The following is a 19,703-nucleotide window of genomic DNA, read 5'->3' on the forward strand; positions in this document are numbered from 1 at the left end:
TTAAATAAGGCATTTAAGTAATAGTATCATGGGCCTTTTCATGCGTGTACTACTCCGCTACCGTACTCTTCTGATTACGCTTGGGCTGGTTTTGGTTGTGTTGCCATTTGTGGGGCTGGCTCTTTATAATCATCCTTCACTTGATGATTATCTGGATGCGGTTACGGTAAAAGAACTGGGGTTTTGGCAGGCCCAAAAACACTTTTACCTCACTCACACCGGACGCTACACCACTACCGTGCTGCTAGCTTTGGTTAACCCCTTGCTGTATATCCGACTGGAAAGCCACTGGTGGGTTGCCTTGATTTTTATCTTCGGCACATTACTCGTATTGCGCTTTAGCCTTAGCGAATTGCTAGTGTTACCGGGCAAGGCGGGTTGGATTGCAGCAGCATCCTTTCTGAGTTTGTGGTTGGCGTATGCACCCGGACAGGCCGAAGGATTGTACTGGTTTACGGGGGCTTACACCTATATAATGGCGGTTTGGCTCCTGCTCTTGTGGTTGGTGGTGCTGAATCGCTATGCGAAAGCCCGACTGTCCAACAACGGAGCCTGGCCCTGGCTAGCGGCGTTAGTCGTACTAACCCTGGCTGTAGCGGGCACAATAGAACCCGTTGCGCTGCCTTTTTTAATGGCCTTGGCAATAGCAGCCTTTGTAAGCTGGCGACTGAAAGAGGGACGGGTAGTGTGGCTGCTGGCTGGGCTAGCGGCTGTGGGGTGCTTGGTTTCGTTCTCAGCGCCAGGCAACTTTGCGCGAATTGCGAGCATGGGAGGCCAGTTTAGCTTCCTGAAAACGCTGTGTTATTCGGCAGCTACTACCGGGTACCTGCTGCTGACGTGGGTGGGCAACCCCGTACTACTGGCACTATCCGCGCTGTTGCTTCCCGGGATACACAGAATAGCCCAACAGCGCGACCAACTGGTTGTGCAACTCTTGTCGCGGATTCCGGCGGGGCTATTGACGATAGGAATGGCTGGGTTAATGGCACTGGCGAGTTGCCCGGCTTATTATGCAAGCGGTACTGGACTACCCTTGAGAGCCCGTACAACGCTGTACCTTCTATTTCTGCTCGGTTGGTTTGCGGTATTGCTGACGTGGTGTTGCAGGCAAACGCGTTTGGGTGAACCCTCGCCTATACTTAGGATGCTGGTAACGGGACGGCTCTCCCCGATGTGGACCGCAATGCTGGTACTTTTCTTTTTCGCCGACTACAACGTGCAAACCCGCGCGACGATGCTGGGTCAGGGCAGCAACAACGCGATACGGGCCTACCGCCAGTGGCTGGACGGCGAAGCCGCCGGCTATGACGCCGAACTTCGCGCCCGATACCAGGCGCTGCAGAGTGGAGCCCCGGTGGTAACCATCCGACCCTTAGCTTACCGGCCTGACTTACTGTACAGCTTCGATATAGTTGGAACAGACAACCCGGAATTCTTAAAGGGTTATGCCCAATACTTCGGCACGAAGCAAGTCATCTCGGAAGTAGCGGCCCATTGACGCGGGAAAAGGTTTCCGGACGCAGTTGATGCTTAAGGGCGCAAAATGGAGCCTTCTCGACCACTCTATATTGCAAAGAGCTCCCCACGCAGCGCCTGCCGCTTCAGAAGGGGGCATATTTTGTAGCGCTCGTCGTGGGTATCGTTCCACAGGGCTTCTAGTACTGCATAGACCCGTTCCACCCCCATGGCATTAGCCCAGGCGAAAGGGCCTTTGGGGTAATTGGTGCCCAGCTTCATTCCCAGGTCCACATCCTGCATGGTAGCGGTACCTTCCTGCACGGTGTAGCAGGCTTCGTTTATAATCATGCAAACCACGCGCGGGGTTACCAGCCCAACTCGGTCTTCCACTACGCGGTAGTCGGTGCCAAGGGCCGCGCACACTTCGGCTAGCTTGGTGGCATCGGCCTTGTCGGAGAGGGCAATCTCCAGCAGAGGACGGTTCAGCAGGGTGGGCAGGCCGCAAAAACCGAAACCAGAAAGCTGGGGATGTCGGGAGTACATCGCCGATGTCGTTGCCTCCTGAAAAAGCGGTACGGCCGTTGGCTTCGCCAATAGAAAATGGGAAGTTGAGTTACTGAAGTTGAACACGACATTGGCACTGGCCATGGCGGCTTGGCCACGTTCCTGAAAATTCTCGTCGGAAGTCGCGCTACCGGCCAAAGCGTTTTCCAGAAATGTGTACTCATGTGCTGGGCCAAACTTTGCGCGGAACTCCGTTTCTATGTGGTTGCCGTCGAGGACCAGAATATGCATGGTTTCGGTTGTTACTTTGGCGCCAAAGATACCCTAACCTCTTCCGCTCATGCCCCACCAGATTATTCTTACTGACCAGGCCCCGGCGCCGATTGGCCCTTATTCGCAAGCCGTACGTGCGGGCAACACCGTGTACGTTTCGGGCCAGATACCCCTGGATGCCGCTGGGCTACTGGTTGATGGCGATGTAGCTGCTCAGACCCACCAGGTTCTTAAAAACCTGACGGCCGTACTGGCAGCCGCCGGCCTTGGCCTGACCGATGTAGTAAAGTGCAGCATCTTCGTCAAAGACCTGGGCAACTTTGCCACCATCAATCAAGTGTATGGGTCTTACTTTGACGATGCCACGGCCCCAGCCCGCGAAACAGTAGAGGTGAGCCGCTTGCCACGTGACGTGGACGTAGAAATTTCCTGCATTGCAGTTGGAGCTTAATAATTGAAGCATAATAACTAACCCGGGTACGGCTGCCTGCCTTACCCCTCACCTCTTACTCTCCCGGCACATGAAAGAACTTGGGCTAGGCTTGCTCATTATTGGGCTCATTTCGCTGGTATTGCCGCTCATCAACCCCAACGTGCACTATGTTTTTCTGAAGTGGATTGACCAGTGGGGCCCGACAGTAGCTTGGGGCATACGAGGCGGTATCACCTTAGTAGGGCTCGTGCTCTGGCTCGGTTTTAGAAACCGCGACTAGGGAGCAATCAGTGTCCATTGTGCCTCGATGCATCAGTTGGTACTGAAGAGCAAGCGCTAACAAACAATTGGTTAAGGCCGAGCACAGACTATGCTCGGCCTTAACCAATTGGCATATAAGGGCGTAGTCATGACAAGCCCCTCCAGCAACACGTGGCGGGCTTGTTCAGGCGTGGCGCACCCCGCGCCATTTCGCTCTTGGCCATGTCTTCGATACTTCCCACCCACCCCCTGCACTCCCCGGCCGACCTTGATACCCTGCTGGCGGCCATTGGCGACGCTCGCGTGGTGCTGCTCGGCGAAGCGTCACACGGCACCCACGAGTATTACACGTGGCGCACGGCTTTGAGCAAGCGGCTGATTCAGGAGAAAGGGTTTCAGTTTATTGCCGTGGAAGGCGACTGGCCCGACTGCTTCGAGGTAAACGCCGCTATTAAGCAGGAACAGATGGCGCACGGCTCGGCCGCCAAGCTGCTCCAAACCTTCAACCGCTGGCCCACCTGGATGTGGGGCAACTGGGAAATTGCGGCGCTGGTGGAATGGCTGCACCGCCACAATCAGGCCCAGCCCATGGAGCGCCGCGTGGGCTTCTACGGCCTGGATGTGTACAGCCTCTGGGAGTCGTTGGAAGCCGTGCTGCACTACGTGGAGAAGCAAGGCGATGGGGCTGTGACCGCCGCTCGCCGGGCCTTCCACTGCTTTGAGCCCTACAGCACCGACCCGCAGGAATACGCCCGGGCCGTCGCTTTCGTGTCGGAAGATTGCCAGGACGAAGTAATTGCGGTACTCAAAGCCCTGCGCCACCAAGCACAGGAGCGCCAGCCCGCCAACCTGCCCGAACGCGAGCAAGCCTTCGGGGCCGAACAGAATGCCTTGGTGGCCGTAAACGCTGAACGCTATTACAAGGCCATGATACGCGGCGGCGGTGCGTCTTGGAACGTGCGCGACACGCACATGATGGAGACCCTGACCCGCCTGCTCAACCTGCACGGGCCCAACAGCAAGGCCATCATCTGGGCCCACAACACGCACGTGGGCGATGCCCGCTACACCGACATGCGCCGCGAAGACATGGTGAACATCGGCCAACTGACCCGCGAGCAACTGGGCCGCGAGCAGGTCTTCAGCGTCGGCTTTGGCTCCTACCAGGGCAGTGTGGTAGCGGGCAAGGCCTGGGGCGCGCCGCTCGAAAACATGCCGGTACCGGCTGCTATCCGCAACTCTTGGGAAGAGCAATTGCACCGCCAGCTGAAAGGAGCCAACGGCTTGCTTCTCTCATCAGAACTAAAGCAGGAAACGGGGCTGCGGCAGTCGCAGGGCCACCGGGCCATTGGCGTGGTGTACCGGCCCCAGCTCGAGCAGTTTGGCAACTACGTGCCCTCGGTCATACCCGAACGCTACGACGCGTTTATGTTCCTAGACCGCACCAAGGCGCTACACCCGCTGGCGATTCATCCCGAGGAAAAAGGGCCACCCGACCTGTACCCGTGGGGCGAGTAAGGCCAATAAGTCGTTACGCGCCCTCCTGGTGATAGCGCGAAACGGTTCGTGACGCAGTGCTTCGTGCTACTAACTACTGGCGTTACCTTTGTGGCGCGCTTCGGCCTACGGAGCGCGCTTTTTTTGCGTTATGACTGAGAGAGAAGTTCGGGTGCGTTTTGCACCGTCGCCCACGGGGCCGCTGCACATCGGCGGGGTCCGCACGGCACTTTACAACTATTTGCTGGCCCGCAAGCTGGGCGGCAAGATGTTGCTCCGCATTGAGGATACCGACCAGAACCGCTTCGTGCCCGGCGCCGAGAACTACATTTTGGAAGCCCTGGCCTGGTGCGGCATCGTGATTGACGAAGGCGTGGGCACCGGCGGCCCGCACGCGCCCTACCGCCAGAGCGAGCGCAAGCCCATGTACAAGCAGTACGCCGACCAGCTCATTGCCAGCGGCCACGCCTACTACGCCTTCGACACGCCCGAGGAGCTCGACGCCATGCGCGCCCGCCTGCAGGCCGCCAAGGTGCCCAACCCGCAGTACAACAGCATCACGCGCGCCCAGATGCGCAACTCCCTCACCCTGCCCGAGGACGAGGTGAAGCAGCTGCTCGACAGCGGCGCGCAGTACGTGATTCGCCTGAAGGTGCCGCGCAAGGAAGAAGTGCGCTTCCAGGACCTGATTCGCGGCTGGGTGGTGGTGCACTCCTCGGCCATCGACGACAAAGTGCTGATGAAGTCGGACGGCATGCCGACCTACCACCTGGCCAACATCGTGGATGACCATTTGATGGAAATTTCGCACGTCATTCGCGGCGAAGAGTGGCTGCCCTCGGCCCCGCTGCACGTGCTGCTGTACCGCTACCTGGGCTGGGAAAGCACCATGCCGCAGTTTGCCCACTTGCCCCTGCTGCTCAAGCCCGACGGCACGGGCAAGCTCAGCAAGCGCGACGGCGACAAGCTCGGCTTCCCGGTGTTCCCATTGGAGTGGCACGGCATCGACGGCGAAACCGGCGAGCCCACCGTGAGCCGCGGCTACCGCGAAGACGGTTACCTGCCCGAAGCCTTCATCAACTTCCTGGCCTTCCTGGGCTGGAACCCCGGCTCGCAGCAGGAGATTTTCTCCATGGACGAGCTGATTGCCTCCTTCAGCATCGAGCGGGTGAGCAAGTCGCCGGCCCGCTTCGACCAGAACAAGGTGAAGTGGTACAACGAGCACTACCTGCGCGCCAAGTCCGACGCCGAGCTGGCGCCCTACCTACTTACGGCCCTAGCCGAGCACGGCATTGCCTGCGACCAGGCCAAGGCCGAGCGAATTGTGAGCGTGATGAAGGAGCGGGTGAGCTTCCCCAAAGACTTCTGGCAGGAGGCCAAATACTTCTTCCAGGCCCCGGATAGCTACGACGAGCAGGTCGTCAGCAAGAAGTGGAACCCGCAGGTAGCCGCCGCCCTCACGGCCTACGCCGAGGCGCTGGCTGGCACTGCCGAGTCTACCGCCGAAGGCTTGAAAGCGCTGTTTAACCAGACCGTGGAGGCCCAGGGCATGAAGCCTGGGCAGGTGCTGCAGACCTTGCGCGTAGCCGTAACCGGCGGAGCCGCGGGCCCCGACCTTTTCGAAACGTTGGCCATTCTGGGCACGGCCGAGGTAGCGGCCCGCTTGCAGACAGCGGTGAAAACCCTGGGCTAATTCTTAGCTTGGTAAGCTCGATAAGCAAACCAAAAGAGGCTGGCCGATGGTCAGCCTCTTTTTTGTGGGCATAAGGCGGGCCGCACACCACCCGTCGCCGTTTATTCGCGTAAAGCGTGGAGATTGGTACCTGCATCAACTCTCCTTATCATGGCCAAAAAACCTGTCAAGCCCAAGCAAAAAACTGACCCCGACAAGAAAGCCCGCGTCCATAAAGAGTTGGAAGGCTTTGAAATCGGGGTGAACCCGCTGGGGGAAATCACCTCCAACTACAGCATCGAGCAAATCAACCAGTTTCTGGGGCGCCACGTGCGCGACAAGAAGTTGGTGGACCGCGCCGGGCAGTTTGGGGAAAAGCCCGGGGAAGGCGAAACCGAGGATGAAGCCTTTCCCATTGCCGACGCCGAGCACGCCCCCGAGCCGGAAGAGACCGAGGAAGACTTCATGAAGCGCACCAGCCGGGAAGCCAAGCGCAAGAAAGCCCCCCTGGACCCCGATGCCGCCGCGGCCGAAACCCGCGCCGACCTGCCGCCCGACGAATAGCTCAACCGGGGGTAGCCCAACCGCTGGCTACAGCGTGAGAGACGAGCCAGTGCGGCGGCCGTTTTCGAAGGTCTCCACTTTGATTAGCAAGCCATTGTCGTATAGCTCTACCCGGTTTAGCTGGTTGCCGGCGTAGGTTTCTACCTTAGTCAGCTTGCCCAAGTTGTAGGTTTCGGCGCGGCTGATGGTGCCATTGGTATAGGTTTGGATGGACGTGATTTGGCCGTTCTCGTCGAAGCTCGTCCAGGGCCCGTACCAATAGAAGCGCGCTCCTTTTTTCCCCGTGACCCACTGCGCATGGCCGCGGCGCGCTACCTGGCCGCCGGGGTGCCAGTACGTTACCTCGCACAGGCCGTCCTGGCCGTAGCGCTCGGAGTGGTCGAGGGCCCCGGTGGGGTCAAAGTAGCGGAAGGTGCCCACGGGGCGGCCGTGCCGGTACTTCCCTGTGGTGAAGGGCTGTTTGCTCTCGGCATCGTAGTAAGTGCGCCAGCGCCCTTTGGCCAGGCTGTTGCGGTCGTAACGGTTCGGCTTCCAAAATCCGCGCGGCCCATTGTTAGCCGCGCAGGCGCTCAGCAGTGCCGAGCAGAGAAGCAACAGAAACACCTGAAGACGCATGATTAGAAGGCGTTAGGTTTAACTATAAATTTAGTTTAAGATAATTACCCAACGCTACTTCCCCAAATTATTGTGGCTTTCGGGATGTGTATAGAAGAAATGATATAGAATCGCCCGGCGCTTTTACCTTTGATTCAGCCCAACTCTCTTTTCTGCTCCCTATGCTTTCTCACGACGTTGACTTCCGCATCCTCGGCTCCGACATTCAGGTACTCGAAATTGAGCTGGACCCGAATGAAACTGTGATTGCCGAGGCCGGGGCCATGGTATACATGGAGGAAGGCATTGCCTTCGAAACCAAGATGGGCGATGGCTCGGAGCCCGACCAGGGCCTGATGGGCAAGCTGTTCTCGGCCGGCACCCGGCTCATTACGGGCGAGTCGCTGTTCCTCACGCACTTTACGCACCGCGGCGGCTACGGCAAGAGCCGCGTGGCCTTCTCGGCCCCCTACCCCGGCACCATCATCCCCATCAACCTGGGCGACATGCCCAACGGCCTTATCGTGCAGAAAGACGGTTTCCTGGCAGCGGCGCGGGGCACCAAAATCAGCCTGCACTTCAATCAGAAGTTCGGGGCCGGGCTGTTCGGTGGCGAGGGCTTTATCCTGCAAAAGCTCACCGGCGACGGCAAGGCCTTCGTGCACGCCGGCGGCACCATCATCGAGAAACGGCTGAATAATGAGCTGCTCCGCGTCGATACCGGCTGCGTCGTGGCGTTCGAGCCGAGCATCGATTTCAGCGTGGCCCGGGCGGGCGGGTTAAAATCGATGATTTTTGGCGGCGAGGGGCTGCTCCTGGCAACCATGCGCGGTACCGGCCGGGTGTGGATACAATCCATGCCGGTCAAGAAGCTCATCCGCGCCCTGGCCCCGGGTGGCGGCAATGCGCAAAAAGAAAGCGGCAGCGTACTGGGCGGCCTGATGGGCAGCTTAATGGACGAATAAACGGCGCGACAACTGGAGCCTCAGTAGCTGAGGCTTCATCAAATTAAGCTGGCCAATCGTCGGCGACGCCTTAGCCTACCATGCCTTTGGCAGCAATGCCCAAGGCCAGCGCCACCACGAGGCCAATGGCCACGCCTACCCGGATTAGAAACTTGTAATCGCTGGCTTCGTCGCTCTTGCGCCGGTCGGTTTCGCGGCGCTGGTGGCGGGATTTGTACGGCCGCTGATAAGCCGATTTCTTCGAAGCAGGTGCAGTAGCAGTGTAGGACATAGGCGGGAATATTACCGTAATATTACTAAGTATTCTCCAAATAAAGCCGCAACTGTCCAGTCAAATATATTTTTTGACTAATAGAGTGCTTTTTTCTTCCCCAGGGCGGCTATCTGTTGGGAAAGTGGGCGTTAGGCTTGCCTGGTTGTGGCTTCTGCCGCCGACTGCAGTACGGCCTCCAGCACAGCGCGGGAGTTGAGCAAACGCGGCACTTTGTGCTGCCCTCCCAGCTTTCCCTGGCTGGCCAGCCACGCCTCAAATGTGCCGGCAGGCACAGCGCGCAGCCGGGGCGGCGCCAGGGCCAGGCTGCGGTGGCGCTTGGCCGCGTAGTCGGAGTTCAGCTCGCACAGCGTGGCATCCAAAACGGCGCCGAACTTGGCCAGGTCCGGAAGGCAAGCATCGGAGGCAAATTCGATTGCCCATTCGTGGCCCCCGCGCGACGACGCGCTATCCACGGCAAACCACACGGGCGCGGCGGTGAAGTCGCGCACGGCCGCGCCGGTGGCCCGGCTGGCGGCGGCCACGGCGGCTTCGGCATTTTCGATGACCACTTCTTCGCCGAAGGCATTGAGAAAGTGCTTAGTACGCCCCGTGATGCGCACCCGATACGGCGCCAGGGAGGTAAAGCGCACGGTGTCGCCCACGAGGTAGCGCCACAGCCCCGCGTTGGTGCTGATGACCAGGGCATAGGGCCGGTGCAGCTCCACTTCCGCCAGGGGCACGGGGCGCGGGTCGGGCGCAGCCCACTGGTCGGCGGGCAGAAACTCGTAGTAGATGCCGTGGTCGAGCAGGAGCAAGAGGTCTTCGCTATCGGGCTGGTCCTGCAGGGCAAAGTAGCCTTCGGAGGCGCTGTAGATTTCGAGGTAGCGCATGCGCACATCCGGAATCAGCTGGCGAAACAGCTCCCGGTAGGGCCCAAAGGCGACCGCGCCGTGCAGGAACAACCGCAAATTGGGCCACACCTGCGTGATGTCGGCGGCACCGGCCAGGGCCACCACGCGGCGCAGCAGCACTACCATCCAGGTGGGCACGCCGGCCAGGGTGCGCACGTCCTGCGTGAGGACGTGGGCCGCGATGCGCTCAATTTTCTCCTCCCACTCGTCCAGTAGTGCCAGGGCGAGCGGCGGCGTGCGCATTTGCTCGGCCCACCACGGCAGCTGCTGCATGATGAGGGCCGATACGTCGCCGATGCGGGAGGCCGGCTCCTGCGGCCGAAAGGGATTGGGTAGGTGCGCCCCGCCCAACGACAGCGTTTTGCCCGCCAACAGCCGCTCCTGCGGGTAAAAATGCGTAGAAAGCGCCAGCATGTCGCGGCCGGCGCGGTAGTGGCAGGCGTGCAGCGCCTCGGCCGTGACGGGGATGTATTTGCTGCGGGCGTTGGTGGTGCCGCTCGACTTGGCAAACCAGCGGGGCCGCCCGGGCCACAGCACGTTGGGCTGCCCGCGCAATACCTTTTCCAGCTCCGGATACAATTGCTCGTAGGTGCTCACGGGCACCCGTTGGGCAAAGTCGTCCGCCGCCATGCGCTCCCGGAACCCGTAGCGCTGGCCCCACTCGGTGGCCTGCGCCCGGGCCAGCAGCTGGCGCAGCAGCCGTGCCTGCACCTCGTGCGGCTGCTGCCGAATGCGGGCCAGCCGGGGCAAGCTCCCCCATTGAACGGCGGTTGCGAGTAGCTGGTCGAGCATAGAGGGAAACGAAGAAAGACGAATGAGGAAGGAAGAATCAGGGGTTGAGCTAATTCTTCACTCCTCATTCTCCATTCCTCATTGATGATTTAGATGGTCCGTTTCAATTCGAAGTTCTTGCCCAGGTATACGCGCCGCACGGTTTCGTCCCCGGCCAGCTCTTCGGCCGTGCCGGCTTTGAGCAACTTGCCTTCAAAAAGCAGGTAGGCGCGGTCCACGATGTTGAGGGTGGCGTTCACGTCGTGGTCGGTGATGAGCACGCCGATGTTGCGGTGCTTGAGCTTGGACACGATGCCCTGAATTTCTTCGGTGGCGATGGGGTCGACGCCGGCAAAAGGCTCGTCCAGCAGCACGAATTTGGGGTCGACGGCCAGGGCGCGGGCAATTTCGGTGCGGCGGCGCTCGCCGCCGCTCAGCACCTTGCCCAGGTTCTTGCGCACGTGGGTTAGGCTGAACTCGTCGAGCAGGGCCTCTACTTTGTCGCGCCGGGCCGGCTTGGGCATGCTGGTCATCTCGAGCACGGCCATGATGTTTTCCTCCACGCTCAGGTCGCGAAATACGCTGGCCTCCTGGGCCAGGTAGCCCACCCCCAGCCGTGCCCGCTGGTAAATCGGCATGTTGGTTATCTCGGTGCTGTCGAGAAAAATGCGGCCGCCGTTGGGCTTCACCATGCCCACCATCATGTAGAAGCAGGTGGTTTTGCCGGCACCGTTGGGGCCGAGCAACCCCACGATTTCCCCTTGCTCTACCGTGACCGACATGTCGTTGACGACGGTGCGGGCTTTGTATTTTTTAATGAGGTGGTCGGCGCGAAGAATCATAAGCACAAAGGTAACGGCTTGTACCAAGCCAGGCAGGGTGTACAAATCGCACGCGATATAGAATCAATGGTAGGCGTGCCTAACAAATGATTTGAATTTTTCCTTACTTTTAGCCTCCACAATCAAACCCACCTAATTCTTCTTTTTTATATGACGGTAAAAACACTACTCCTTGCGGGGGGCACGCTGCTAGTCAGCGCGTCGGCTGCGTCGGCCAGCGGCTTTCAAGTGAACCTGGGCGGGCAGAAAAATATTGGCATGGGCGGCGTGGGCGTGGGCTTGTCGCTGGACCAGGCTGCTATGTTTTATAACCCCGGCGCCCTGGCCATGGTACGCGAAAACGGCGTGCAGGTAGGCGTCAATGCCGCTTTGGGCCGGGTAAGCTACCGCAGCGAAAACGGCGGCGAGCTGCGCTCGTTGGACAATAGCGTGGTAACGCCCTTCAACGTGTACGCCAGCTTTGGCCCCGCGGAGGGGAAATTTAAATTTGGCGTGGGTGTGTACACGCCCTACGGCAGCAAGCTGAAGTACGCCGAAGGGTGGGAAGGCCGCTACGCCCTCACCGAAATTGACCTGGAAGCGGTGTACGTGCAGCCCACTTTTTCCTACGCCATCACGCCGCAGCTGAGCGTGGGCGCGGGCCTGATGATTCTGGCCCACGGCTCGGTAAACCTGCAGAAGGACTTGCCGCTGCCCACCGGCCCCGGCCACGTCACCCTCGACGGCAAAACCAAAACGCACTTTGGCTACAACGCTGGCATCTTCTTCAAGCCCTCCGACAAGCTGAGCGCGGGCGTGAGCTACCGCTCGCAGATTGACGCCACCGTGGAAAGCGGCTCGGTTACGTTCTCCGGGTTGCCCACGGGCGCCAGCGCGGCCATCATCAACCGCGGGTTTACGGCCGATAAGTTCTCCGCCACCCTGCCGCTGCCCGCCGTGGCCAGCGCGGGCATTGGCATCAACCCCACCGAAAAACTAACCATCGGCGTGGATGCTTCGCTTACGTTCTGGAGCGCTTACCGCACCCTGGACTTCCAGTTCAGCGGCAATAACGGCAACGCCGGGGCCGCCACCGATGCGAACACCGGTCTGGTGGGCGGCAACACCACCAGCACGTCGAAGCGCTACTACCAGGATGCGCTGGCCTTCCGCCTGGGCGGCCAGTACCAAGTGAGCGACAAGCTGGCGGTGCGCGCCGGCGCCGCCTATGACTTCTCGGCCGTGCGTGCGGGCTACGTAGGCCCCGAAACGCCGGATGCTGACCGGGCCATTGGCACGGCCGGCTTGTCGTACCAGGTCACCGACCACCTCGGCGTGGATGCGTCGTTCATGTTTGAGGCCTTCCGCAAGCAGACCCAGACCCAGCAGGACCTGCTCAACAACGGCACCACCGACCGGGTAGCGGGCACCTACCGCACCAACGTGTACATCCCCGGCATCGGCCTGCACTACAAATTCTAATCCCTCCCACTCGACCTAAGTCTTTGCTTATATGAAATTGTTTATCAAACGTTCGGCACCCGTACTTGGCTTGTTGGGCTTGGGACTGGCGGGTTGCCAGCCCGATATTGAGGCCCCTTCGGTGTCAGCAGGTACGGCCAATTTTGCGCGCTACATTTCCGTTGGCAACTCGCTTACCATCGGCGTTACCGACGGCGGCCTGTACCGCGAAGGCCAGCTCAATTCGTACCCCAACATCCTGGCCGGTCAGTTCCGCCTGGCGGGCGGCGGCGATTTTGTGCAGCCTCTCTACAGCGAAGCCCAGGCCAACGGCTCGGGTTACCTGCGCCTGACCGGTTTCACGGCGGCGGGCTTACCCGTCACGGCTCCTGTAACGACGAACCTGGGAGTGCGGGGCGGCACCCCCCAAATTCCACTCTACACCAAGTATCTTGACCCCATCAACAACCTGGGCGTGGACGGCATTCGCATGTCGAGCATCACAATTCCGGATTTTGGCAACTTTAGCAGCACGTCTAACGCGGCAAACTTCAACGCCAACTTCGAACGAATCACCCCAGCTGGTAGCAGCCAAACTTACCTAGACCGCGTGAAGGCTACGGTGGCATCGATTAATCCTACGTTCTTCACCGAGTGGCTGGGCAGCAACGACGTGCTGGGCTACGCCACGGCCGGGGGTGCCGCCAGCTCCATTACACCCACTGCCACCTTTACCACCAACACCGGCCTGATACTGGACGCGCTGATAGCTGGAGGCGCAAAGGGCATGGTATCGACCATTCCGGACGTGGCGAACATTCCATTCTTTACCACCGTGGGCCCCACCTTTAAGGCCACGCTTACGGCCAACAATGCGGCTGGCCTCGTCGCTTTGACCGGCGCTGCGGCTGGTGGTGTTACCTCGGGCAATCGCAAGCAGATTGCTACAATAGATATTCGCGATGCCGCCGGCAACGGCCGTCAGTTGTTTACCCTCACTTCTTCGCCTTTTTTGGGCCTGTTTAACCGTCCTACTGGCGCTCCATGGCGCTATCTACTGGCTCAGGCAAACCAGCCAAAGGCTGCGCTTGGGCCTTATCTAGCTTCGTTTGGTATTGACACCCTCCAGGCTTTTGGTACAACGGCCGCCAATCCTATTCCAAGCGCCTTTATCCTCGACGATGTGGAGCAAGGTCAAGTGCTAACGGCTACTACCGCCTTCAACACTGCCTTAACTACGGCAGCCACCAACCGGGGCCTGGCCGTGTTCGATGCTAATACCTTCTTCAGGTCAGTTGCCGTGAGTGGCTACGCCACCAACGCCGTGAACAATACGGCCGGCTACCTATCGGGCAATCTGTTCGGCCTGGACGGCGTGCACCCCACGCCACGCGGCTACGCCGTTATTGCAAACGAAATGCTGAAAGTTATCAACGCCAAGTACGGCAGCACCTTCCAGGGTGTGAATCCTAACAGCTTCCGCGGCGTGGTATTCCCCCAGTAAGCTAACGCACAACGGGTTTATTTAACAAAAGCGCCTTCCCTAGCTGGGGAAGGCGCTTTTGTTTTGGGGCCTTGCGAGCAGCAAAAATTGAGCTAGCGTCAGTCGGCCTACGCAAGTTGAGCTGGCACTTGAGCGGCCAGGTGCGCCGCGATAAGCTGCGCGTGGTGGCGTCCGTTCTCAATAAACCAGCGGCTAGTGGCACGGCCCCCGCACACGGTACCGGCCACAAACAGGCCCGGCCGGGTGGTCTGGTGGGTGGCCGGGTCAAAGAGCGGGGCGCAGGCCTCGTCGTCGGGGTTGGGCTCGATGCCGAGGCGGCCGAGCAGGGCTTCGTCGGGATGGTAGCCGGTGAGGGCGTACACGAAATCGGTGGCAATGGTGAGCGGGCCGTCGGGCGTGAGGACTTCCACCGCATCGGGCCGGATGGCGGTGATGGTGGTGTTGAAGTGCGCCGTGATGCGGCCTTCGGCGATGCGGTTGACGAGGTCCGGGCGAATCCAGTACTTCACGGAGTCGCTCACGGCGGGGCCGCGCACAATGAGCGTGACCTTAGCGCCGGCGCGGGTGAGCTGCAGGGCGGCTTTGGCCGAAGAGTTTTTAGCCCCGACCACCACCACGTGCTGGGTGACGTGCTGGTAGGGCTCCTTGTAGTAATGGCTGACGTGTGGAAGGTCTTCGCCGGGCACGTTGAGCCGGTTGGGCAGGTCGTAGAAGCCGGTGGCCACGATGACGTTGCGGGTGCGGATTTCGCCTTTGTCGGTTTCGACGGTGAAGTTGCCTTGCTCGCCTTTCAGGGCCAACACTTTCTCGTACAGGCGCAGCTCCAGTTTCTCGGCGGCGGCCACGCGGTGGTAGTAGTCGAGGGCGTCTTCGCGCAGGGGCTTGTAGTGGCTGGTAGGGAAAGGGTACCCGCCGATTTCGAGGAGCTCGGGCGTGGAGAAAAACTCCATGTTGGTGGGGTATCCCACCAGGGAATTGACGAGGGCGCCTTTTTCTACCACGGCCGTGCGCAGGCCGCGGCGCTGGGTTTCGAGGGCGCAGGCCAGGCCCACGGGGCCGGCACCAATAATGAGAACGTCGAGCATATGATGTAGGGGCGGGGCTTGTCCCCGCCCGTCGTTGAACGATAAGCGTTGATTAACGGTGCAACTGGCACAAACGCCCGGGCGGGGACAAGCCCCACCCCTACCTTTGCGCCATGCGTACCTGTGACTTGTGCGGCGGCACCGATTTTAAGAAGCTGCCCTTTTACTACGAATTTGAAGGCCAAAAGCTACAAGGCACCCAGTGTCGCAGTTGCGACCTGATGTTTCTGGACCCTCAGCCCACACCCGCGCAGCTGGAGCGGCTGTACGGCAAGGATTATTTCACGGAGCGGCCCAACTACGACCGCACGCAGCAAGACGTCGTTTTCATCGAAGAGGGCCAGAAGCAGAACGCTCTAAACCAGGTTCGGCCCGACAAGTTCACCAACTACATGCTGGCCAAGTACCCTGGCCGCAAGTTCCGCTACTTGGATGTGGGCTGCGGGCCCGGCTACACCCTCAAAAGCTTGGAGAAATTGGGCTGGGAAGCGCACGGCCTGGAAATCTCCGAGCACGCCGCCGACTTTGCCCGCCGCGAGCTCAACCTGCCCGTGGTGACCGGCAACATCGAAACCACCGAGGACTTCCACGAAAACCAGTTTGACCTCGCCTACATGGGCGACGTGCTCGAGCACCTGCTCTCGCCCAGCGCCACGCTGGCCAAGTTCCACCACATTCTGGAGCCGGGTGGGCTGCTGGTGTTGGCCCTGCCGGCCACGCTCAACCTGCCCACCGTGCGCCTGGGCTTCGCCGCCTACGGCGTGCTGGGCAAGGAGCGCAAGATGGACATCCCGCCCTATCACCTATTCGAGTTTACCCCGGCCACCATCACCAAAATGCTCAAGAAGCAAGGCTTTGAGGTGGTGGAGCTGCTGAACCCGGTGAAGCCCCCGAAGCACATCCGCCTGGGCGGCAGCGTGGTGGAGAAAGTAAGCAAGCTGGCCGGCCAGTACCCCACGTACTACCTCAACAAGCTAACCGGCCGGTTTGGCGACCGGATGTTTGTGGTGGCCAAGAACGTGAAGTAGGCGGTCGGCTGCCGGCTTACTTCGGCTCCAACAGCAAGTAGCGCGCCCGAGTTTGGTCCGGCTCCACTTGCGGTTTCACGTCCAGGCGCAGCACCGGGCCACCGGTGGCAGCGCGGGCAGGCGGCCACGCGAGCAGGCCGGGTCCGTTGGGGTTGCCGGTTTTGATGAAGTTGGCGAAGTACGCCTGCATGGTTTTCGACACCTGATAATCTTCGGGCGTCCAGGCAAATACCTTGTTGCTGTCTAGGTTACCCAGCGCGTACTCTATCTCGGCCGAATGCACGGCCCCACGGGCCGGCGGCGCCACGGGGGCGGCCGCATTGCCCTTGGTGATGCCGCCGGCCAGGCCGGAAGTGGCGTTGCCCATGGCGGGCGTCATGGCCGGCCGCGGGCGGGCGTAGAGGTAGCGGTACACGGGCTGCCCGCTGGTTTGCAAATGCTGGTCGGCCCACTTCCAGGTGCTGTAGGCGATGAACCGGTCGCTGGCCAGGTCAGTGGCTGATTGCTCGGCCTCGACGTCGGTGTTGGCCGGGTAGAGCTTCAGGATTTCCGCAGCGCGGTCGCCGTAGAGCTTTTGCACGGCGTTGCGGAAGTTTTGGGCCGTGGGCGGTGCTTCTCCCAACAGGAACGGCGCACTCATTTCCTGGGAGTTCCAGCCCACCAGCAGCGGCACCCGGGCCTGCTGGCCAGCGGCGTATATCTCAGCCGGGGAGCGAGGCAGAAAATAGCCGTCGACGATGGCGGAGAAGCGCGGGGCGCCCGGCTTACCCGTGGCCTCCAGCAGCTGCTGAGCCGGCAGCGCCCGCAACGCAGCCAGCGAGGCAGTTCCCACCGTAGCGGCGAAGGCTACCCCGGTTTGTTCAGCCTGGGCCAGCGAGGGCATCGGCTGCAGCCCCAGCAGCGAGCCGCTTTCGCCGATGGCGCCCACCAGCAGGTCTTTCGCCAGCGGCGAAGCCATCTGGGCGCTGACTGAGTAGGAGCCGGCCGACTCGCCGGCGATGGTGATGTGCTTGGGGTCACCGCCAAACGCCGCGATGTTGGCGCGCACCCATTGCAGCGCCGCCGCTTGGTCGAGCAGGCCGTAGTTGCCGGACGCGTGGTTCGGCGATTCTTTCGTGAGCTCGGGATGGGCCAGGAAGCCGAACACGCCCAGCCGGTAGTTGACCGTGACGGCCACAATGCCCTGGCGGGCCATGCTTTCGCCGTCGTAGCGCGGCTCCGAGCCGTCGCCGGCCACGAAGCCCCCGCCGTAGAAATACACCAGCACCGGCCGGCGCTCCTGGGCCGTTTTGGCGGGAGTCCACACGTTCAGGTACAGGCAGTCTTCGCTCACGCCTTTGGAGCGGAAATTCATGTCGCCGAAAATGGGCAGCTGCATGGCGCGGGGCCCAAACCGCGTGGCCGGCCGCACGTGTTTCCAAGAATAAGCGGGTTGCGGAGCCCGCCAACGCAACTCGCCTACCGGCGGCGCCGCGTAAGGAACTCCCTTGAATGCGCGAATGCCCCCCGATATGACTTCAGCCGATAATTTACCACCCGCCACCTCTACGATGCCCATCGGCTCAGCCGATTCTCCCCTTGCGAATTGTGCCATTGTGTTGGCTGATGCCAACATACTTAAGACTAAGATGGAGAGAAGGAATTTCATGACCAATAGTTTGGAAGGAACAATGACTATCAATGAATTGACTTAGGCGGGCAAACTACACAGCAATCTACTAATATGGAAAAAGCCCCGCCGCCAACCAGGCGACGGGACTTTTTGCAGCGGTTTAGCCGAGGCTTAGAGCAACTCGGTGCTGCGCTTCACGAAGGCCGTCAGGGCCTCGCCTTTCAGCATGCCCTGGGCCAGCAGCGCGAGGTCGAAGGCTTGCTTGGCCAGCTTCTCGCCGTTGCCGTCGGTGGCCAGCACTTTCTGGGCTACGGGGTGGTTGGCGTTCACGGTCACGTCGTAGGAATCGGGGAAGGCGCCAAACATCTGCATACCGCCCCCGCCGCCGGTGCGCTGCATGTCTTTCATGCGGCGCATAAACTCGTTTTGGGTGATGATAACCGGGGCGTCCTGGGGCGAGAGGGCCGCCACTTTCACGTGCATGGTGTCGTTGGCGATGGCCGTTTTGAAGGTCTCTTCCAGCTTCTTCTGGTCGTCTTCGCTCAGCACGCTTTCGGTGGTGTGGTCCTTCTCGATGAGCTTGCTTACGGTGTCGGCATCCACGCGCTTAAAGCTGGTTTTCTCCAGCTTTTGCTCGAGCTGGCCCACGAAGTGCGGGTCGAGCACCTGGTCGAAGTTGAGCACGTCGTAGCCCCGCTCCTGGGCCGCGGCCACGAAGCTGTGCTGGTGCTCGGCGTCGTTGGTGTAGAGCACCACGGTGTTGCCGTCCTTGTCCTGCTGGTTGGCCTGAATATGCTCGATGTACTCATTCAGTGTAAACAACTTGCCGTCCACATTCTTGAGCAATACGAAGTCCTTGGCCTTCTCGTAGAACTTCTCATCGGAGAGCATGCCGTACTTCACAAACAGGCCGATGTCGTTCCACTTTTCCTCGTAGCCGGCGCGGTCCTTCTTGAACAGGTCGTTGAGCTTGTCGGCGACTTTCTTAGTGATGTAGGTGTTGATTTTGCGCACCGCGGCGTCGGCCTGCAGGAAGCTGCGCGACACGTTCAGCGGGATGTCGGGCGAGTCAATCACGCCGTGCAGCAGCATCAGGAACTCGGGCACCACGTCCTTTACCTCGTCGGTGATGAATACCTGGCGTGAGTAGAGCTGAATCTTGTTGCGCTGGAACTGCAGTTCGTCCTTCACCTTGGGGAAGTACAGAATGCCGGTCAGGTTGAATGGGTAGTCCACGTTCAGGTGAATCCAGAACAGGGGCTCGTCCAGGCTCATCGGGTACAGTTCCTGGTAGAACTTCTTGTAGTCCTCGTCGGTCAGCTCCGAGGGCTGCTTGGTCCAGATGGGCGTGGTCTGGTTGATGACCTCGCCCTCGAACTCAATCGGAATGGGCAGGAACTTGCAGTACTTGGTGAGGATGGTACGCAGGCGGGCCGGCTCCAGAAACTCGTCCGAGTCCTCGGCTACGTGCAGCACCACGTCGGTGCCGCGCTCGGCTTTGTCAGTGGTTTCCAGCGTGAACGACGTGCTGCCGTCGCAAATCCAGTGCGCGGCTTCGGTGCCCTCCTTGTAGCTCTTCGAGAAGATTTCCACGTTGTCGGCCACCATGAAGGCCGAGTAGAAGCCTAGGCCAAACTGACCGATAATCTGGTCTTTGGTAGCGGCGTCCTTGTCCTTATACTTCTCCACAAACTCGGTGGCCCCGGAGAAGGCAATCTGGTTGATGTACTTCTTGATTTCCTCGGCCGTCATGCCCAGGCCGTGGTCGGAAATCGTAATTTTGCGGGCCTCTTTGTCTACTGTCACGCGCACCTTCAGCTCGCCCAGGTCGCCCTTGTATTCGCCGAGTTGAGCCAGGCTCTTCAGCTTTTGGGTGGCGTCGACGGCGTTGCTGACCAGTTCCCGCAGGAAGATTTCGTGGTCGGAATACAAGAACTTCTTGATGATGGGGAAGATGTTCTCGGTGTGGATGGAGATGGAGCCGGTTTCTTGCATGGTAAGGAGATAGGGAAACGGTTGATTGCAGACGGAATGGC

Annotated in this window: 18 protein-coding genes; 10 read left to right on the plus strand and 8 right to left on the minus strand. The window is 60.4% G+C overall.

The features are described from left to right. The first annotated feature begins 40 nt into the window (after positions 1-40). A complete protein-coding gene (locus tag LJ738_RS09800; RefSeq protein WP_227786146.1) occupies positions 41-1,498 on the plus strand; it encodes a DUF6056 family protein in 1,458 nt (485 codons plus the stop codon). 65 nt (positions 1,499-1,563) lie between these two features. Here the strand turns inward: LJ738_RS09800 and LJ738_RS09805 are convergent, their stop codons facing one another. Then, entirely contained in the window at positions 1,564-2,253 is a 690-nt protein-coding gene (locus LJ738_RS09805; RefSeq protein WP_227786147.1) for a 3-hydroxyacyl-CoA dehydrogenase family protein, read from the minus strand. 49 nt (positions 2,254-2,302) lie between these two features. Here LJ738_RS09805 and LJ738_RS09810 point away from each other — a divergent pair, with 49 nt between their 5' ends. From LJ738_RS09810 to LJ738_RS09830, 5 genes are all read left to right on the plus strand, one after another. Beyond that, complete coding sequence (locus LJ738_RS09810) at positions 2,303-2,686, plus strand: RidA family protein (RefSeq protein WP_068190315.1); 384 nt, start codon at positions 2,303-2,305, stop codon at positions 2,684-2,686. A 70-nt stretch (positions 2,687-2,756) separates the two neighbouring features. After that, a complete protein-coding gene (locus LJ738_RS09815) occupies positions 2,757-2,948 on the plus strand; it encodes a hypothetical protein (protein WP_227786148.1) in 192 nt (63 codons plus the stop codon). A gap of 203 nt (positions 2,949-3,151) precedes the next feature. After that, positions 3,152-4,447 (plus strand): erythromycin esterase family protein, encoded by a 1,296-nt coding sequence (locus LJ738_RS09820; protein ID WP_227786149.1) that lies wholly within the window; start codon positions 3,152-3,154, stop codon positions 4,445-4,447. A 130-nt stretch (positions 4,448-4,577) separates the two neighbouring features. Next, positions 4,578-6,119 (plus strand): glutamate--tRNA ligase, encoded by a 1,542-nt coding sequence (gltX, locus tag LJ738_RS09825; RefSeq protein ID WP_227786150.1) that lies wholly within the window; start codon positions 4,578-4,580, stop codon positions 6,117-6,119. 150 nt (positions 6,120-6,269) lie between these two features. Continuing rightward, positions 6,270-6,662 (plus strand): hypothetical protein, encoded by a 393-nt coding sequence (locus LJ738_RS09830; RefSeq protein WP_068190322.1) that lies wholly within the window; start codon positions 6,270-6,272, stop codon positions 6,660-6,662. Between the two features lie 27 nt (positions 6,663-6,689). Here LJ738_RS09830 and LJ738_RS09835 read toward each other — a convergent pair whose 3' ends face one another. After that, positions 6,690-7,277, minus strand: coding sequence for a toxin-antitoxin system YwqK family antitoxin (locus tag LJ738_RS09835; protein ID WP_227786151.1), 588 nt, complete (start codon positions 7,275-7,277; stop codon positions 6,690-6,692). 161 nt (positions 7,278-7,438) lie between these two features. On the opposite strand from LJ738_RS09835, the gene LJ738_RS09840 reads away from it, so the two are divergent. Then, a complete protein-coding gene (locus LJ738_RS09840; RefSeq protein WP_227786152.1) occupies positions 7,439-8,221 on the plus strand; it encodes a TIGR00266 family protein in 783 nt (260 codons plus the stop codon). A gap of 70 nt (positions 8,222-8,291) precedes the next feature. Here the strand turns inward: LJ738_RS09840 and LJ738_RS09845 are convergent, their stop codons facing one another. The 3 genes from LJ738_RS09845 to lptB all read right to left on the minus strand — a co-directional run bounded on the left by LJ738_RS09845 (position 8,292) and on the right by lptB (position 10,998). Beyond that, positions 8,292-8,492 carry a hypothetical protein gene (locus LJ738_RS09845; protein WP_068190330.1) on the minus strand — a complete coding sequence of 67 codons (201 nt, stop codon included), beginning with the start codon at positions 8,490-8,492 and terminating at the stop codon, positions 8,292-8,294. A 131-nt stretch (positions 8,493-8,623) separates the two neighbouring features. Beyond that, complete coding sequence (locus LJ738_RS09850; RefSeq protein ID WP_227786153.1) at positions 8,624-10,177, minus strand: GH3 auxin-responsive promoter family protein; 1,554 nt, start codon at positions 10,175-10,177, stop codon at positions 8,624-8,626. An 89-nt stretch (positions 10,178-10,266) separates the two neighbouring features. Beyond that, positions 10,267-10,998 carry an LPS export ABC transporter ATP-binding protein gene (lptB, locus tag LJ738_RS09855; protein ID WP_068198208.1) on the minus strand — a complete coding sequence of 244 codons (732 nt, stop codon included), beginning with the start codon at positions 10,996-10,998 and terminating at the stop codon, positions 10,267-10,269. 150 nt (positions 10,999-11,148) lie between these two features. Here lptB and LJ738_RS09860 point away from each other — a divergent pair, with 150 nt between their 5' ends. Together LJ738_RS09860 and LJ738_RS09865 are read left to right on the plus strand one after the other, a co-directional pair. Further along, positions 11,149-12,459 (plus strand): OmpP1/FadL family transporter, encoded by a 1,311-nt coding sequence (locus LJ738_RS09860; RefSeq protein WP_227786154.1) that lies wholly within the window; start codon positions 11,149-11,151, stop codon positions 12,457-12,459. Between the two features lie 31 nt (positions 12,460-12,490). Further along, on the plus strand, positions 12,491-13,942 hold the full coding sequence (locus LJ738_RS09865) for an SGNH/GDSL hydrolase family protein (RefSeq protein WP_227786155.1): 1,452 nt from the start codon (positions 12,491-12,493) through the stop codon (positions 13,940-13,942). Between the two features lie 107 nt (positions 13,943-14,049). Here LJ738_RS09865 and LJ738_RS09870 read toward each other — a convergent pair whose 3' ends face one another. Further along, a complete protein-coding gene (locus LJ738_RS09870) occupies positions 14,050-15,027 on the minus strand; it encodes a YpdA family putative bacillithiol disulfide reductase (RefSeq protein WP_227786156.1) in 978 nt (325 codons plus the stop codon). A gap of 113 nt (positions 15,028-15,140) precedes the next feature. Between LJ738_RS09870 and LJ738_RS09875 the strand changes: the two genes are divergently transcribed. Further along, complete coding sequence (locus LJ738_RS09875; protein ID WP_227786157.1) at positions 15,141-16,055, plus strand: class I SAM-dependent methyltransferase; 915 nt, start codon at positions 15,141-15,143, stop codon at positions 16,053-16,055. A 16-nt stretch (positions 16,056-16,071) separates the two neighbouring features. Here the strand turns inward: LJ738_RS09875 and LJ738_RS09880 are convergent, their stop codons facing one another. Next, entirely contained in the window at positions 16,072-17,670 is a 1,599-nt protein-coding gene (locus tag LJ738_RS09880) for a carboxylesterase/lipase family protein (protein WP_227786158.1), read from the minus strand. Positions 17,671-17,838: 168 nt separating this feature from the next. Then, complete coding sequence (gene htpG, locus LJ738_RS09885) at positions 17,839-19,662, minus strand: molecular chaperone HtpG (RefSeq protein ID WP_227786159.1); 1,824 nt, start codon at positions 19,660-19,662, stop codon at positions 17,839-17,841. Between the last annotated feature and the right edge of the window lie 41 nt (positions 19,663-19,703).

The sequence above is a fragment of the Hymenobacter plasmatis genome, assembly GCF_020711255.1.
Lineage (GTDB): Bacteria > Bacteroidota > Bacteroidia > Cytophagales > Hymenobacteraceae > Hymenobacter.

What these genes read in the sequence shown, in the direction of transcription:
- LJ738_RS09800 (WP_227786146.1), top strand. Translation starts at nt 41, where the DNA reads ATGCGTGTACTACTCCGCTACCGTACTCTTCTGATTACGCTTGGGCTG.
- LJ738_RS09805 (WP_227786147.1), bottom strand. Translation starts at nt 2,253, where the DNA reads ATGCATATTCTGGTCCTCGACGGCAACCACATAGAAACGGAGTTCCGC.
- LJ738_RS09810 (WP_068190315.1), top strand. Translation starts at nt 2,303, where the DNA reads ATGCCCCACCAGATTATTCTTACTGACCAGGCCCCGGCGCCGATTGGC.
- LJ738_RS09815 (WP_227786148.1), top strand. Translation starts at nt 2,757, where the DNA reads ATGAAAGAACTTGGGCTAGGCTTGCTCATTATTGGGCTCATTTCGCTG.
- LJ738_RS09820 (WP_227786149.1), top strand. Translation starts at nt 3,152, where the DNA reads ATGTCTTCGATACTTCCCACCCACCCCCTGCACTCCCCGGCCGACCTT.
- gltX (WP_227786150.1), top strand. Translation starts at nt 4,578, where the DNA reads ATGACTGAGAGAGAAGTTCGGGTGCGTTTTGCACCGTCGCCCACGGGG.
- LJ738_RS09830 (WP_068190322.1), top strand. Translation starts at nt 6,270, where the DNA reads ATGGCCAAAAAACCTGTCAAGCCCAAGCAAAAAACTGACCCCGACAAG.
- LJ738_RS09835 (WP_227786151.1), bottom strand. Translation starts at nt 7,277, where the DNA reads ATGCGTCTTCAGGTGTTTCTGTTGCTTCTCTGCTCGGCACTGCTGAGC.
- LJ738_RS09840 (WP_227786152.1), top strand. Translation starts at nt 7,439, where the DNA reads ATGCTTTCTCACGACGTTGACTTCCGCATCCTCGGCTCCGACATTCAG.
- LJ738_RS09845 (WP_068190330.1), bottom strand. Translation starts at nt 8,492, where the DNA reads ATGTCCTACACTGCTACTGCACCTGCTTCGAAGAAATCGGCTTATCAG.
- LJ738_RS09850 (WP_227786153.1), bottom strand. Translation starts at nt 10,177, where the DNA reads ATGCTCGACCAGCTACTCGCAACCGCCGTTCAATGGGGGAGCTTGCCC.
- lptB (WP_068198208.1), bottom strand. Translation starts at nt 10,998, where the DNA reads ATGATTCTTCGCGCCGACCACCTCATTAAAAAATACAAAGCCCGCACC.
- LJ738_RS09860 (WP_227786154.1), top strand. Translation starts at nt 11,149, where the DNA reads ATGACGGTAAAAACACTACTCCTTGCGGGGGGCACGCTGCTAGTCAGC.
- LJ738_RS09865 (WP_227786155.1), top strand. Translation starts at nt 12,491, where the DNA reads ATGAAATTGTTTATCAAACGTTCGGCACCCGTACTTGGCTTGTTGGGC.
- LJ738_RS09870 (WP_227786156.1), bottom strand. Translation starts at nt 15,027, where the DNA reads ATGCTCGACGTTCTCATTATTGGTGCCGGCCCCGTGGGCCTGGCCTGC.
- LJ738_RS09875 (WP_227786157.1), top strand. Translation starts at nt 15,141, where the DNA reads ATGCGTACCTGTGACTTGTGCGGCGGCACCGATTTTAAGAAGCTGCCC.
- LJ738_RS09880 (WP_227786158.1), bottom strand. Translation starts at nt 17,670, where the DNA reads ATGTTGGCATCAGCCAACACAATGGCACAATTCGCAAGGGGAGAATCG.
- htpG (WP_227786159.1), bottom strand. Translation starts at nt 19,662, where the DNA reads ATGCAAGAAACCGGCTCCATCTCCATCCACACCGAGAACATCTTCCCC.